This is a genomic window from Micromonospora sp. NPDC005163 (genome assembly GCF_053599835.1).
The window spans coordinates 14,311-28,483 of record NZ_JBSFYP010000044.1; the positions used below are offsets into that span (position 1 = coordinate 14,311).

General features: G+C 74.5%; 11 protein-coding genes and 1 pseudogene. 4 read left to right on the top strand and 8 right to left on the bottom strand.

Annotation, left to right across the window (positions count from 1 at the left end; translation table 11 throughout):
- Positions 1-6: 6 nt before the first annotated feature.
- The 6 genes and pseudogenes from ACWD6N_RS25745 to ACWD6N_RS25770 all read right to left on the bottom strand — a co-directional run.
- Positions 7-891: a prenyltransferase/squalene oxidase repeat-containing protein gene (locus ACWD6N_RS25745; RefSeq protein ID WP_387324647.1), complete on the bottom strand. Its 885-nt coding sequence runs from the start codon at positions 889-891 to the stop codon at positions 7-9.
- 139 nt (positions 892-1,030) lie between these two features.
- Positions 1,031-2,212: an adenylyltransferase/sulfurtransferase MoeZ gene (gene moeZ, locus ACWD6N_RS25750; protein ID WP_387324521.1), complete on the bottom strand. Its 1,182-nt coding sequence runs from the start codon at positions 2,210-2,212 to the stop codon at positions 1,031-1,033.
- Positions 2,213-2,335: 123 nt separating this feature from the next.
- The gene (locus ACWD6N_RS25755; protein ID WP_387324518.1) at positions 2,336-3,178 is read right to left on the bottom strand and encodes a DUF3152 domain-containing protein; all 843 of its coding nucleotides are present in this window, start codon (positions 3,176-3,178) and stop codon (positions 2,336-2,338) included.
- Between the two features lie 101 nt (positions 3,179-3,279).
- A complete protein-coding gene (locus tag ACWD6N_RS25760; RefSeq protein ID WP_354964842.1) occupies positions 3,280-4,140 on the bottom strand; it encodes a DUF3152 domain-containing protein in 861 nt (286 codons plus the stop codon).
- Between the two features lie 5 nt (positions 4,141-4,145).
- The gene (locus ACWD6N_RS25765; RefSeq protein ID WP_354964843.1) at positions 4,146-5,120 is read right to left on the bottom strand and encodes an alpha/beta fold hydrolase; all 975 of its coding nucleotides are present in this window, start codon (positions 5,118-5,120) and stop codon (positions 4,146-4,148) included.
- Positions 5,121-5,143: 23 nt separating this feature from the next.
- Positions 5,144-6,853, bottom strand: a pseudogene (locus tag ACWD6N_RS25770) (hypothetical protein); the annotation flags it as partial.
- 1,889 nt (positions 6,854-8,742) lie between these two features.
- On the opposite strand from ACWD6N_RS25770, the gene ACWD6N_RS25775 reads away from it, so the two are divergent.
- Positions 8,743-9,381, top strand: coding sequence for a TetR/AcrR family transcriptional regulator (locus ACWD6N_RS25775; protein ID WP_354964845.1), 639 nt, complete (start codon positions 8,743-8,745; stop codon positions 9,379-9,381).
- Between the two features lie 64 nt (positions 9,382-9,445).
- The gene (locus ACWD6N_RS25780; RefSeq protein ID WP_030329796.1) at positions 9,446-9,673 is read left to right on the top strand and encodes a DUF3107 domain-containing protein; all 228 of its coding nucleotides are present in this window, start codon (positions 9,446-9,448) and stop codon (positions 9,671-9,673) included.
- Between the two features lie 122 nt (positions 9,674-9,795).
- On the opposite strand, the gene ACWD6N_RS25785 is transcribed toward ACWD6N_RS25780, so the two are convergent.
- A complete protein-coding gene (locus ACWD6N_RS25785; protein ID WP_354964846.1) occupies positions 9,796-10,446 on the bottom strand; it encodes a ferritin-like fold-containing protein in 651 nt (216 codons plus the stop codon).
- A gap of 316 nt (positions 10,447-10,762) precedes the next feature.
- On the opposite strand from ACWD6N_RS25785, the gene ACWD6N_RS25790 reads away from it, so the two are divergent.
- Together ACWD6N_RS25790 and ACWD6N_RS25795 are read left to right on the top strand one after the other, a co-directional pair.
- Positions 10,763-12,451 (top strand): DEAD/DEAH box helicase, encoded by a 1,689-nt coding sequence (locus ACWD6N_RS25790; protein ID WP_354964847.1) that lies wholly within the window; start codon positions 10,763-10,765, stop codon positions 12,449-12,451.
- 86 nt (positions 12,452-12,537) lie between these two features.
- Entirely contained in the window at positions 12,538-13,701 is a 1,164-nt protein-coding gene (locus ACWD6N_RS25795; protein ID WP_387324513.1) for a class I SAM-dependent methyltransferase, read from the top strand.
- 21 nt (positions 13,702-13,722) lie between these two features.
- Here the strand turns inward: ACWD6N_RS25795 and ACWD6N_RS25800 are convergent, their stop codons facing one another.
- Positions 13,723-14,169, bottom strand: coding sequence for a hypothetical protein (locus tag ACWD6N_RS25800; RefSeq protein ID WP_354964849.1), 447 nt, complete (start codon positions 14,167-14,169; stop codon positions 13,723-13,725).
- Positions 14,170-14,173: the final 4 nt, after the last annotated feature.

The window sequence follows — 14,173 nt, forward strand, 5'->3', positions numbered from 1 at the left end:
AGGGCCTCAGCTGGTCGCCGGCCGGCAGGCCCGGATGGCGGACAGCGTGGAGTGCACGTCGAACTGGTGCCCGTCGTCGCTCTCCCAGCCACCGTCGCTGCGCTGGGTCTCGGCCAGGCGGCGCAGGGCCCGGACCATGATCCAGTCCTGCGGGTCGATGCCGACCCGGCGCAGCGTGGCCGCCAGCCAGGCCACGTCCCCCGGGGACATCTTGGGCATCCGCTCGGCGAGCACCACCTGGATCCGCGCGGACTCCTGGAACATGTCCTGGCGGTGCAGCACGGCCGCGCTCAGCCAGCCGGCGGCGAGGAAGGACGGCCAACTGCCGTCCGGGTGCAGCCGCACGGCGAGCGAGTGGGCGGCCGCCTGCACCACCCCCGCGTACGCCCCTCCGACCCGGTGATCGAGCGGACCCGCGGCACGGGCGTCCAGGCCGGCCACGGTGAGCCAGAAGCCGGCGTTGGCGGTGAGGAAAAGCCCTGCCTCCGGATCGCCGGGGCGGGCCCACTCCGGAGCCGAGCCGGCCAGTGTCGGGTCCTCGTCCCAGCCACCGTCGGCCTGCTGACGGGAGGCCAGCCAGTCCAGTGCCCGGCGGGCGGCGGGACGACCGAGCGCGCCCAGGTCGTCCAGCTCGGCGAGCCGGAAGCAGGTGGCGTCGATCGACGCGATCTCGCCGCCCCAGGTCGCCGGCCAGCCGCCGTCGGGTGCCTGGCCGATCTCGGCGGTCTCCAGCAGCTCGTCGGGCACCGGCGTGCCGTTGCGCAGCCAGGAGAGTCGGGCACGCTCCACCGCGTCCCCGTGCGCCACGACGAACCCGATCGCGGCATCCAAGTCGACCACGGCGGAGACGCTACCTGCGCAGACGCGATACCGCCTCGGGGAATCGGCCAGCCGGGAATGGCTGCGTCGCTCCGGGCAAAGGGCCGCTTGGAGCCGCCTGCGTCGATTCGCCGGCGCATCCCGGCCGGCGGGCCCGGCACTCCCGTGCGGGAGCCGGGGCGGCGGTGTCGGCCACCCCGGCTCGGGCCGGTCAGTACGCGGGCAGCGCGGGGTCGATCTGCTTGATCCAGGAGAGCACGCCGCCCTGCACGTGCACGGCGTCGCGGAACCCGGCCGCCTTGAGCGCGGCGAGCGCCTCCGCCGAGCGGACGCCGGACTTGCAGTGCAGCACGATCTGCCGGTCCTGCGGCAGCTGGGCCAGCGCCTCACCGGAGATGATGTCGCCCTTGGGGATCAGGGTGGCGCCGGGGATCCGGACGATCTCGTACTCGGCCGGCTCCCGGACGTCGACCAGGAAGATGTCCTTGCCGGCGTCCTGCCACTCCTTGAGCTCCAGCGCGGTGATGGTCGAGTCGACCGTCGCCTCCTGTGCCTCGTCGGAGACCGCGCCGCAGAAGTCCTCGTAGTCCTCCAGCAGGTCGGTGACCGTCGGGTTCTCGCCGCAGAGCGCGCAGTTCGGGTCCTTGCGAACCTTGATCTTGCGGTATTCCATCTCCAGCGCGTCGTAGACCATCAGCCGGCCGACCAGCGGCTCGCCGATGCCGGTGAGCAGCTTGATCGCCTCGTTCACCTGGATCGAGCCGATCGACGCGCAGAGGACACCGAGCACGCCACCCTCGGCGCAGGACGGAACCATGCCGGGCGGCGGCGGCTCCGGGTAGAGGCACCGGTAGCAGGGGCCATGCTCGGCCCAGAACACCGACGCCTGGCCGTCGAAACGGTAGATCGAGCCCCAGACGTACGGCTTGCCGAGCAGCACCGCCGCGTCGTTGACCATGTACCGGGTGGCGAAGTTGTCGGTGCCGTCGACGATCAGGTCGTACTGGGCGAAGATCTCGCGGACGTTGTCCCGGTCCAGCGCGGTGTTGTGGATCTCCACGTTGACCAGCGGGTTGATCTCGCGGATCGACGCGGCGGCGGACTCGGCCTTGGACCGGCCGACGTCGGACACGCCGTGGATGACCTGGCGCTGGAGGTTGGACTCGTCGACGGTGTCGAAGTCGATGATGCCGAGCGTGCCGACCCCGGCCGCGGCGAGGTACAGCAGGGCGGGCGACCCGAGGCCACCGGCGCCGACACAGAGCACCCGGGCGTTCTTCAACCGCTTCTGCCCGGTCACCCCGACGTCCGGAATGATCAGGTGGCGGGAGTAGCGGCGGATCTCGTCAACGGTCAGCTCGGCGGCGGGCTCGACGAGCGGGGGCAACGACACGGTGGACTCCCCGGGATCGGCGGTGTGAACCGCGCCATTGTCGCTCGCCGGCCCGATGCTCGGCCATGAGGGAGGACACGTGGCCCGCGATGCGGGAGCGGGAATAACCGACGACCGGGTCGATCAGGGGACGATGTCCCCCGCGTAACGACGACCGTCGACGTAGGGCCAGGCGTTGGCGACGCAGCCCTCCAGGCCGTACGTCTGCTGCTGCATCACCGGCGCGGGCTCGCCGGGGCCCGGACAGGCCTCGTGCTCCTCGCCGAGCTCGTGGCCGACCTCGTGGTTGATCACGTACGTCCGGTACGTCTCCAGCGGGGCGCCGTAGTCCGGCACCGCCTCCAGCCAGCGCGCCAGGTTGATGATGACCTGACCGGGGAGGCGGCAGGAGGTGTAGCGCTCGGTGGTCAGCCCACCCTCGGCGCACATCCGCTCCGACGTGACCGGGGTGGCCAGGTAGATGGTGAAGTCGGCGGCACCGGCGTCGGCGACCCGCTGCACCCGCAGCTCGTCGGAGGCGATCCAGCTACGGGGGTCGGCAAGCACCTCGTCCACCGTGTCGGCGAAGGCGTCGGCGTCCTGGCCGGTGCCGCGTTCGACCGCGACCCGGTAACGGCGCAGCGGCCCGTCTTCGCCGTGCACCGCGGTCTCAGCGTCGGCGGAGGTGAAGCGGCCCGCGCCGACGGACGGGTAGCTGGTTGGTGCCGGGTGCGCGCCCACCCCACCGCCATGACCCATCCGGCCATGGGTGACGGGTGGCGGCCCGGCCGGCGGCTCGCCGCCCCGGGTCAACGTCACTCCGGCGGCGGCGGCGGCGACGGCGAGCAGGAGCAGGCCGAGCACCAGGCTGCGACGGCGTCGTCGGAGCATCCGGACCAGCGCGGGCCGTGCGTCCGGGGCCCGGTACTCCGACCGGCCGGACGGGCCGGGCGGCCGAGGCGGGCCGTAAGGGGACGACGGCGTCATGAACTCGAGCCTGCCAGATTATTCGGGCATTTCCCCGCCTTTGCCGCGATTAACGCAATACGCCTGATGGTCGCGATGGTTCGGCGTGTCGGACCAGGCGGTCAGAGCGCGGGGCCGGCGTAGCGGCGACCCTCGAGGTACGGCCACGGATTGACCCGGCACCCGTTCAGGAAGAGGGTCTGCTGCATCATCACCGGAGCCGGTCGACCGGCGCCCGGGCAGCGCTCGTGCCGGTGCCCGAGCTGGTGGCCCACCTCGTGGTTGACCACGTACGTCCGATAGACCGCCGGCGGCACGCGGGCCGTGACGAAGTGCGGCACGGACAGCCGCCACCGGTCCAGATTGATGACCACTTTGCCGGGCGCGCGGCACGAGGTATACGGCCGGCCGCCGACCCGGATGTCCACTCCACCGTCGGCGCACATCCGGCCCGCCGTGCGAGCGGTGGCCAGGTAGACGGTGAAGTCACGGGCCGCGCCCCCGGGCACCTGCTGCAACCTCAGCCGGCCGCTGTCGACCCAGCTCCCCGGCCCGGCGAGTGCCGTCTGGACCGCCTGCCCGAACGCGACCGGGTCCTCCCCACTGCCCGACTCGACCGCCACCCGGTAGCGCCGCAGCTCACCCGCGCGGCCCAGCAACGGCCCGGTGCGGTCGTCGTAGCCGAACCGACCGGTGCCGGCGGTCGGCACCGCCCCGGACAGCCGCAGCACCGGGGGTGCACTCGACGGGGCGACCGGCGACCCGGACGGCGACGGGTCGGCCGACGGCGGCAACGGTGCGGCCACCAGCGGTGGCGGCCCGGTGATCTCGTCGGCGGCCAGCCGGTCGGCGCCAGGATGCCCGCCCGGCCCTTCGGCGACCACCGTCACCACCGCGCCGACGGCCAGCACGACCGCGACCAGCTGGGCGAGCAGTGCGAGTTGTCGGTGACGGCGACCAGGGCGGCGGGAGGACGTGCGCATCCGGCTCAGCCTGCCAGATCAGGCCGCGTGGCGGTCTCCTCCGTTTCGGCGAGGAGGCCGACCACCGCCCGAGCGACCAGCCGAGGCACCTCCATCTGCGCCACGTGGCCGACGCCGTCGAGCATCAGCAGCCGGCTGTCCGGGATGGCCCGGGCGGTCTGCGGCGCGACCCGCACGTCGACGAGCCGATCCTGCCGACCGCCCACCACCAGGGTCGGCGCGCGCACCGCCCGGGCAAGCCGCCACAGCGAGCCCGACCCCGGCAGGTACGCCCGCAGGAAGCTGGAGACCAGCCCGCGGAACGTCCGGACGTACGCGGCCGCGTAGTGCTCCGCCTCGTAGCGCACCCGGATCTCCTCCAGCGCCTCGGCGCGGCGCTGCGCGCAGATCCGGCTGAGGTCGGCGACACACGCCTCCAACACCTGCTCGGCCATCACCTCCGGGGCGAGCTGGGTGAGCCGCCGGGCGACCAACCGTTCACCCCCGGGAACGGCCAGCACCGGCAGCAGGCGCCCCTGCAACGAGCGACGGAAGTCCAGGAACGGCAGCGCCGGAGAGATCAGCGTGAGGGTGCGCACCAGGTCGGGCTGGAGCCCGGCCACCTGAACCACGACCGCACCGCCCAGCGAGTTGCCGAACAGGTGCACCGGACCCCGACCGGAGTGCTCGATCCAGCGGACGACCAGATCAGCGAAGGCCGGCACGGTGTAGCGGCGGCCCGGCTCGCTGCGGCCGAAGCCGGGCAGGTCGATGGCCTGGCCGTCCAGACGATCGGCGAGCAGGCCGGCCAGGTCGGTCCAGTTCTGCGATGAGCCGCCCAGGCCGTGCACGTACAACGCCGGCTCCGCGCCGGCGGCGGTGGCCGGGGTGTCCCGTACGTACGTGACCGAGCCGTCGAGGCGGACCGCCCGACCCGGCCACGGCGGCGGGACACGGGCCTCGGGAAGGAAATGGTCCGGCCAGAGAGTGGCGGGCTTCATCGTTCCAGTCTGCCCCGGACCACTCAGGACAGCAGCGCCTCCAGGCGACGGTTCACCGCTGCCAGCGTCGCCCGGACCACCGCCTGTCTCGGATCGCCGGCGACCAGGGCCGAACCGGCGAGCTGCTCGACCCAGCCCTCGCACACCAGCAGCACCACCACGGTGGCCACCTCGCAGTTGCCGAACGGCACCACCGCCGCGTGCTCCACGAAGCAGCGCCCCCGCTCGGCGTTCTCCGCGCCGCGCAGCAACTCGTCCACGGCGGCGGCCGCGGCCACCGCGCAGAGCCGCAGGACGTAGCCGTCCACCGCCGGGCCTGTGGCGTAACCGGCGGCGCTCTCACCGCCGGCCAGCAGCCGGACCTCCACGTTGGCGTCCAGGCCGAAGGTGCTGACCTGCACGTGGTCGATCACCACCCGCGGCCCCGGCGTGCCGCCCGTCTCCAGCGGCCGGGACGGCGCCGACTCCGTGGTGGTCACCTGACCACCGGAGTACGACGTGCCGAGCGTCGCGGGACTGCCGGTGGCCGCACCGGCCGGCGCGGCCGAGACCGACCCCGGCTCCTCCACCGTGGCGCGGCCCCGGTGCGGGGCGATCGCCCGGCGACGGCGCGAGCCGTCCGCTCCCACCTGCTGTTCAGGGCTCGGCGGCGTGGCCTCGACCCGACCGGGCGCAACCGATCCGGTGGCCCGCACCTCGCCGGTACGCGGTTCCGCACCGGCGTCGCGCGGCTCGGCGGGCCGGGGCTCTGGAGAACGCCGCTCGGCGGACCGGGGCTCGGTTTGCCGGGGCGCAGCCTGCCGGGACTCAGCCTGCCGGGGCTCAGCGGAGCGGGGCTCGGCCGCCCGGCGGCGGACCGGCGGAGCCGGCGTGCTGGGCAGGCCAGGCAGGTTCTGCGGGGCGGCGGCCAACCCCATCCGCTCCTGGAGCAGCCGCGCCACCTGCCGGCTCACCTCGGCCGGGTCGGCGCCGTCGGCCAGGTCGAGGCGGAGACTGTGCGCTCCCGCCGGGGTACGGCGCAGCGCCGCGTCCCGCACGCCGGCGACCTCCCGGACGGCGTCCAGGATGGCGTTGACGTCGAACCCCTCGGGGCGCTCCCGCAGGGGCGCGGGCTCGTCGTCACGACGTAGGTGGGTGGCGATACGGGCGAGTTCCGGGGTTTCGGCGGGTGGCTCCACGGCTGGCGGCTCCGGCACGACGGGCACGTCCGGTTCCGCAGGAACGCGCTGCGGCAGCACCGCCGACGTCTGGTCCGGCAGCCGAGCGCCGTCGGCCGGGTCGACCGGCGACGCGGGATCGGGCGCGGATCGGCGAGCCGCGTAGGGAGGAGCGCTCGTCGGGGCGGGCGCGGGTGAGGGCCGGTCGCTGCGCCCGGACCCGCTCGTCGAGGGGGCCGGGACGGCACCGGTCGGGGTCGGCGCGTTGGCAGCGGGTGACGGGCCGGTGGCCGCCGGAGCCGAACGGGGCGGCTCGGGGGTCTCCGGCCGGAACCGGAACGGCGCGGTCGATCGGGTTTCGGGCCGGAGCGGGCCGGACGGCTCCCCCACGTCGCTCGCACGGGGCGTGCTCGCGGACCGACTGGCCGGCCAGGACGGGCGCTCGGCCGGGGCCGCGGGGAGGCGTCCCTCGGACCAGTCGGCCCGCTCGGTCCGCGGCTCGCCCGCCGGAGTGGCCGGCGACCGGCCGGTCCAGGAGGGCCGCTCCGCCACGAGCGCCGGACCGGTCGGTTCCGGGGGTGCGTCGGACAGCGCCGGAGGTGCTCCGGCCGGCGCCGGAGGAGCCTCGGTCGGCAGCGGCGGGTCGGTCGGCGCCGGGCCGGCCCAGGACGGCCGGTCGCCCGTGGGTGCGCTACTGGGCGTCGATTCGCCGGCCCAGGACGGACGCGACGGCGGAGCGCTGGTCGGCGACGGCTCCGGTCCACCGGCCCAGGAGGGCCGGACGGCGGGCGGAGCGCTGGTCGGGGCCGGACCGGCCCAGGACGGACGCGACGGCGGGGCACTGGTGGGCGCCGGGTCCGATCCACCGGCCGGGGAGGGCCGGACGGCGGGCGGAGCGCTGGTCGGGGCCGGACCGGCCCAGGACGGACGCGACGGCGGGCCGCTGGTGGGCGCCGGGTCCGATCCACCGGCCGGGGAGGGCCGGACGGCCCGCGGGGCGCTGGTCGGCTCGACCCGGGGGGCACTTGTCGGCGCGGAACTGGCCCAGGAGGGCCGGTCGGCGGGTGGGCCGCTGGTCGGGGCGGGGCGACCGCCGGCCCAGGAGGGGCGATCCGCCGGCTCGGCCCGGGACGACTCCGGCGGTGTGCCGGTGGGGCTCAGTGCCGGTCGTCCACCGGCCCAGGAGGGACCCTCGCCCGGCACAGCGGCACCAGCCGCCGCAGCCGGCTCGGTCGATGCCCCGGGCTCAGGTTCGTCGCGGGCGACGTCGTACCCGCGCGGCGGATCGGCGCGTACCGGGTCGTACGGGCGGGTCGGCTCGACGCGTGCCGGCTCGTACGGCACGTTCGGGTCGGCGACCCAACCCGGCGCGGGCTCGTCCGGTGTCGAGCGTGCGGCGGGCTCGCCATCCTGTCGGGACCAGGGCGGCGCCCAGCCGCTGCCCCAGCTCGGGCGATTCCAGCTCGGCCCGGACCAGTCCGGCTCGATCGCCGGCGACTCCCCTGCCCGGGGCGTGTCCCCGGGCACGGGGCCTTCGGCGGCGCGGCCCGACTCGGAATCGTCGGCGTGCCCGGCGGCCCGGTCGGGGATGCGCCTCGGCTCACTCGATGCCTGCGGCGCGAGCGGGTCGCGCCAGCCGCGCGGCGCGGCTGGCGGTTCGTCGGCGGACGGCCGCTCGGCGGTGGGTGCGTGGAAACCGGGCGGGACCTCGAAGCCCGAGGCGGCGGTGCCGACGGGTGGCACCTGGACGCCGGGGGGCGCCGAGGTGGGCATACCGGGGTCGGCCCAGCGGGCGCTCTGGCCGGCGGCAGGATCGACGGTGGAGTGTCGGGCCGGGCCGCTGTCAGGCTCGCCAGGCCCCTGTTCCTGCGGCGGTGCCGGGCGCTGGGCGGGCACCACCAGGCGGTCGCTGGCCTGGTCGCGCCGGTCCTCGGCGGTCGACCCGGGCGGCGCGCTCACCGGCGCCGGGCGGCCAGCCGGCGTTTCGGCACCGGGGTGGTGGACGCCGTTGGCTTCGGCACCCGCGTGGCGGACGCCGTTGGCGTGGTGGCCGTTGACCCGGGCCGGTGGGTCGGTGGCACCGGGCAGGGATGCTGGCAGGTCGCCGTGCCGGGTGGAGGACGTACGCCAACCGGACGCGGCATCGGGCTGCCAGCGGGCCGCCTGTTCCCGGGCGTCCTCGCGCTCGGCGGCCCGGGACCATCCGCCCGCCGGGGGCGCCCACCCGCTGCCGGAACGGCCCGGGTCGTCGTGCTGACCCGCTCCGTCACCGTGCTCTCCCGGGGTGGCGGCTCCGGGTTGCCCTGTTTCACTCACCGCGCGCTCCTTGGTCGCCCTCGCTGAGGCTACCGTGTGGTGACAGTGGCGATAAGTTACAGCGGCGGGCCATTTCCACGACGGGGGTCACGGGCCACGCCCGGTCTGGGGGGAAAATGCCGGCTCGTACGGAGAACTCGGAGGATCCCATGACCGCTGTGGGGAACGGTGCACAGACCGCCGGCCGGCCCACCCGCCTGCCCCGTTCAGCGCGCCGTAAGCAGCTGCTCGCGGCGGCGCAGGAGGTGTTCGTCGCGCAGGGTTACCACGCCGCGGCGATGGACGACATCGCCGAGCGGGCGGGGGTCTCCAAGCCGGTGCTCTATCAGCACTTCCCGGGAAAGATGGAGCTCTACCTGGCCCTGCTGGACACGCACTGTGACGCCATCGTCGCAAAGGTGCACGACGCGATGCGCGGTACCAGCGACAACAAGGAGCGGGTCAGCGCGTCGGTGCGGGCATACTTCGACTTCGTCGACCACGAGAGCGAGGCGTTCCGCCTCGTCTTCGAGTCGGACCTGCGCAACGATCCGGCGGTGCGGCAGCGGGTCGAGCGGGTCGAGCAGGGCTGCATCGCGGCGATCACCGACACCATCATCTCGGACACCGGCGTGAGCCGGGCGCACGCCGAGCTGCTGGCCTCCGGGCTGGTCGGCGCGGCGGAGACGGCCGCGCAGTTCTGGCTGGCCGGCGGTCGACAGGTGCCGAAGGCCGAGGCCGAGGCGTTGGTGGCGGCGTTGTCCTGGCGGGGCATCGCGAGCTTCCCGCTGCAAGGTGAGTCAGCCTGACCACCGCCCCCGTGATCGGATAGCCTTCGCAGGGCGGTTCTTTCGCCCCAGTTGAGGAGGCACAGTGGAGGTCAAGATCGGCGTGCAGTACGCGCCGCGCGAGCTGGTTCTGGACAGCGCGCAGTCGCCGGCCGAGATCGAGCAGATCGTGACCGACGCCTTCGCCGGCAACGGCGGCACGCTCTCCCTGACCGACGAGAAGGGCCGGCGGGTCATCGTTCCGGTCGAGAAGGTCGCCTACGTCGAGATCGCCGAGGCGTCGCCCCGGGCGGTCGGTTTCACCGTCCGCTGACCGGTTCGGCCATCGCGGCAGGTCGGCGTTGGCCCACCTGCCGCTGACCGGTTCGGCCATCGCGGCAGGTCGGCGTTGGCCCACCTGCCGCGGGCCGGCACCGCACCCGGCGGCCCGGGTGATCAGTTGTTCAGCCCGACGGCGGCCATCCGCGCGGTGTGCGCTGCGGTGAGCCGCCGGAACAGCCCCGGCACGTCGACCCGGTCGTCCTGCGCGATCAGCGTGGTGAGCGCGGCCCGCTCGGCGGCCACGCGGCCGGCCTGGGAGAGCGCCTCGCCGACCAGCCGCCGGGCCCACATGGAGAGTCGGCCGGCAACCCGGGGGTCGGCGGCGACTGCCACCCGGATCTCCGCGGCGGCGAACTCCGCGTACCGGGAGTCGTGCAGCACGTCCAGCACCAGCGCCCGGTCGGGCTCGTCCAACGCGTCGGCGATCTCGCGGAGGAAGTCGTCGGTGATGGCGTCACCGACGTACGCCTTGGTCACGACCTCCGCCCAGTCCCGTGGCTCGGTCGAGTCGTGGTACGCCTGCAGGGCCGTCAGATAGGGCGCCATCGCGTCCGCCGGCGGCACGCCCAACGCGGTGAGCCGGTCGGCGAGCCGGCGGTAGTTGGCGATCTCGGCGGCGGCCATCTCGCTCAGCGCGGCGCGGCGGTGCAGATCGGGCGCGAGCCGGGCGTCGCCGGCCATCCGCTCGAAGGCGAGCAGCTCACCGAAGGCGACCAGACCCAGCAGGTCGGCGACGGCGGGACCGGGGGTGGTCGGCGCGGACACGAGCGCAGGTTACCGTTCGTCGTCGGGGCGTGGGTGCCCCGCGCGTGGCACGACCCACACCCGAACATTGTGACCCGGGTCACATCTGGTTGCCCCGGCTGGACTCACCCCGGCCGGGAATCGGGACGGGGGTATGCCTGTTCAGGTAGCATAGAGCAGTTGCCGTGGGCGCCGATCTGATCGAAGCTCAGCCTGCGGCGCGCGTGCGGCCCGGTCCGGCTCGGCAGTCCGCCCCCGACCGTGTGGCCCGCGTCATACCGAACGCGCCCTGAGGACATGACGGGGCGCACCCACGAGAGGGCACCCCCACATCCACATGAGCGAATTGACTCAAGATCTGATGGACGGCCAGGAACTGGCCCCCACCGCCCCGGTTCGACCGGAGGCCCCCACCTTCGCCGCACTCGGCGCTCGCGACGAGACCGTCGAGGCGCTGGCCGCGGCCGGCATCACCCGCGCGTTCGCGATCCAGGAGTACGCGATCCCGATCGCGCTGCGCGGCGTCGACCTGATCGGTCAGGCGCCCACCGGCACCGGCAAGACCCTCGGCTTCGGCGTACCGCTGCTGGAGCGGGTCTTCGCGCCGGGCGAGGGCAGCGACGGCGTCCCGCAGGCGCTGGTCGTCGTCCCCACCCGCGAGCTGGGCATCCAGGTCGCCAAGGACCTGGCCGCCGCCGGCCGAACGCGGGGCGTCCGGGTGCTGCCGATCTACGGCGGCGTGGCGTACGAGCCGCAGATCGACGCGCTGCGCAAGGGCGTGGAGATCCTGGTCGGCACCCCCGGCCGGCTGATGGACCTGCAGAAGCAGAAGCACCTGCGTCTGGACCGGGTGCACGCACTCGTCCTCGACGAGGCCGACCGGATGCTCGACCTGGGCTTCCTCGACGACGTCGAGAAGATCCTGGCGATGCTGCCGGAAGACCGGCAGACGATGCTCTTCTCGGCCACCATGCCGGACCCGATCGTCACCCTGTCCCGGCGCTTCCTGCGTCAGCCGATGACGATCCACGCCGGGCACACCGCCGAGACCGGCCCGTCCCCGCAGACCCAGCAGCTGGTCTACCGCACCCACTCGATGAACAAGGTCGAGGTGGTGGCGCGCATCCTCCAGGCGGAGGGGCGCGGGCTGACCATGATCTTCACCCGCACCAAGCGGGCCGCCGACCGAGTCGCCGAGGATCTCGACTTCCGCGGTTTCGCGGTCGCCGCGGTGCACGGTGACCTCGGCCAGGGTGCCCGCGAGCGGGCGCTGCGGGCGTTCCGGGCCGGCAAGATCGACATTCTGGTCGCCACCGACGTGGCGGCCCGCGGGCTCGACGTCACCGGCGTCACCCACGTCATCAACTACGACTGCCCGGAAGACCAGGACACCTACACCCACCGGATCGGCCGGACCGGCCGGGCCGGGGCGACCGGTGTCGCGGTGACCTTCGTCGACTGGGACGACATGCCCCGCTGGCGGATCATCGACAAGACCCTCGGTCTGGAGATGCCGGAGCCGCCGGAGACGTACCACACGTCCCCGCACCTCTACACCGACCTGCACATCTCCACCGAGATCACCGGCACGCTGCCCACCGCCGAGCGGACCCGGGCCGGGCTGTCCGCCGAGATCGAGGAAGACCTGGGCGGCACGCGCTCCCGGCGTGGCGACAGCGGCGGCCGGGGCTCCCGGCGTGGCGAGAGTCGTGGCGACGGCCGGGGCGAGCGCCGCGGTCGCAGCGACGGCCGTCGGGACCGCACCGACGCCGGCACGCCGGCCGCCGACGCACCCGCGGACAACGCCGCCGTCGACGAAGAGGGCACCCGCACCCCCCGCCGCCGGCGTCGCCGCCGGGCCGGCGAGGCGGCCGTGGGCGAGCCGACTGCGGTGATCTCCGCCGACACGACCCCGGCCGAGCCGGTGGCCGCGACCGACGGTGAGCCGTCGAAGCCGCGTCGCCGTCGCCGTCGCCGTGGTGGCGGTTCCGGCGCGGGTACGCCGGCCGAGGCGACCGCGGACTGACGCACAGCCACACCCGACATCCCCCGCACCGCCCCGCGCGGTACGGGGGATGTTCCCTTCCCACCCCACCGTCAGAAGATGGAACGATGCCGGAACCACTGGACGCCGCCCTGTCCCAGGTCAGGGCACTGCTGCTCGATCCCGCGCTGACCCGGGCGGTCGCCGCCGGGCGCCGCCGTGGCCGCCGTCCGACGGTGGTCCGGGCCGAGCTGCGGCCGGTGACCCTCAAGGCCGGGCCGCGCCTCCAGATCGCCACCTCCGACGGTGCCCGCCCGTACACCCGCAACGTCACCCCCGGCCCGGAGACCGCCGCGGCGATCGACGAGCTGCTGGCGGAGCCGTTCGGCAACTGGCACGTGGAGACGACGGACGCGACGCTCCAGCTCCGGGTGACGAAGTCCGGCGAGGCGCAGGTGCACCGGGCCGCCGCGCCGGCCCGGCCGGTCGCGCCACCCGCCGGGAACGACCGGGCCAAGGAGTACCTGCTGGACCCGGGCGATGAGATCTTCGCCGAGATCGGCGGCTCGGCGGCCAAGCGCCGCCAGGTGGACGCGTTCCTGCGGGCCCTGGCGGCGACCCTGCCGGACGACCTGACCGGTCCGCTGCGGGTGGTCGACCTGGGCTGTGGCAACGCGTACCTGACCTTCGCCGCGTACCGCTACCTGTCCGGCCGGGGGCTCGCCGTCGAGCTGATCGGCGTGGACGTCCGGGAGGACCAGCGGCGGCGCAACACCGAGCTGGCACAGCGACTGGGCTGGGCCGACCGGGTCAGCTTCGTGGCCGGCACGATCGCCGACGCTATCGTCGACCCCGCACCGGATCTGGTGCTGGCGCTGCACGCCTGCGACACCGCCACCGACGAGGCGCTGGCCCGCGCGGTGCGCTGGGAGGCCCGCTGGGTGCTCGCCGCGCCCTGCTGCCACCACGACCTGGCGAAACAGCTACGCGCCCAACCCACCCCGGCCCCGTACGAGCTGCTGACCCGACAGGGCATCCTGCGGGAGCGTTTCGCCGACGTGCTCACCGACGCGCTGCGCGCCGGGTTGTTGCGGGTGCACGGGTACCGGGCCGAGGTGGTGGAGTTCGTGGACTCGCAGCACACCCCGCGCAACCTGCTGATCCGGGCCCGCCGTACCGGTACCGGGGCCACCGGTCCGCAACGTGCGGAGTATCGCGAGCTGGTGGACCAGTGGCGGGTCACGCCCCGGCTGGAGACCCTGCTCGCCACCTACGAGCCGCCCGCCGCCTAACGACGACGGGTCGCCCCTCGGCTAGCGACGGCGGTCGCCGTTGCTGCCGCGGTCCCGCCCGCCAGAGCCACGGTCGAAGACCGACACCCGGTCGCTGCCCGCCCGCTGGGCTGCCCACTCGCTGTCGGCCGCGCCGGCTGGGAAGGGCACCACCTTGCCCGCGCTCTCGGCGTTGCCGGCCGCAGCGAAGGCGTTCCAGGAGATGTCGACCAGCAGCTTCTTCATCTCCGCGTGCCGCACGGCGGCGTTGTGCTGCAACGCCATCCGAGCGCCCAGCACCACTGCCACCAGCGTGGTGGTGATCGCGCCAGTGGCGGCGAGCACGTGCGCGCCGGTCGCCGCGTCGGTGCGGAGCACCAGGACCAGCAACCAGATCCAGAGCGCGGCGGCGAAGACGCCGGCCTTGGCGACGAAGAAGAGGCTCACCGCACCGGGCTGGTACGGCTGGGGGCGGCTCAAGTCGGCCATGGTG

Excerpts from the sequence above, each read along its gene's own strand:
- ACWD6N_RS25795 (WP_387324513.1), top strand. The coding sequence starts at position 12,538 with ATGCCGGAACCACTGGACGCCGCCCTGTCCCAGGTCAGGGCACTGCTG.
- ACWD6N_RS25755 (WP_387324518.1), bottom strand. The coding sequence starts at position 3,178 with ATGACGCCGTCGTCCCCTTACGGCCCGCCTCGGCCGCCCGGCCCGTCC.
- ACWD6N_RS25790 (WP_354964847.1), top strand. The coding sequence starts at position 10,763 with ATGAGCGAATTGACTCAAGATCTGATGGACGGCCAGGAACTGGCCCCC.
- ACWD6N_RS25800 (WP_354964849.1), bottom strand. The coding sequence starts at position 14,169 with ATGGCCGACTTGAGCCGCCCCCAGCCGTACCAGCCCGGTGCGGTGAGC.
- ACWD6N_RS25760 (WP_354964842.1), bottom strand. The coding sequence starts at position 4,140 with ATGCGCACGTCCTCCCGCCGCCCTGGTCGCCGTCACCGACAACTCGCA.
- ACWD6N_RS25775 (WP_354964845.1), top strand. The coding sequence starts at position 8,743 with ATGACCGCTGTGGGGAACGGTGCACAGACCGCCGGCCGGCCCACCCGC.
- ACWD6N_RS25765 (WP_354964843.1), bottom strand. The coding sequence starts at position 5,120 with ATGAAGCCCGCCACTCTCTGGCCGGACCATTTCCTTCCCGAGGCCCGT.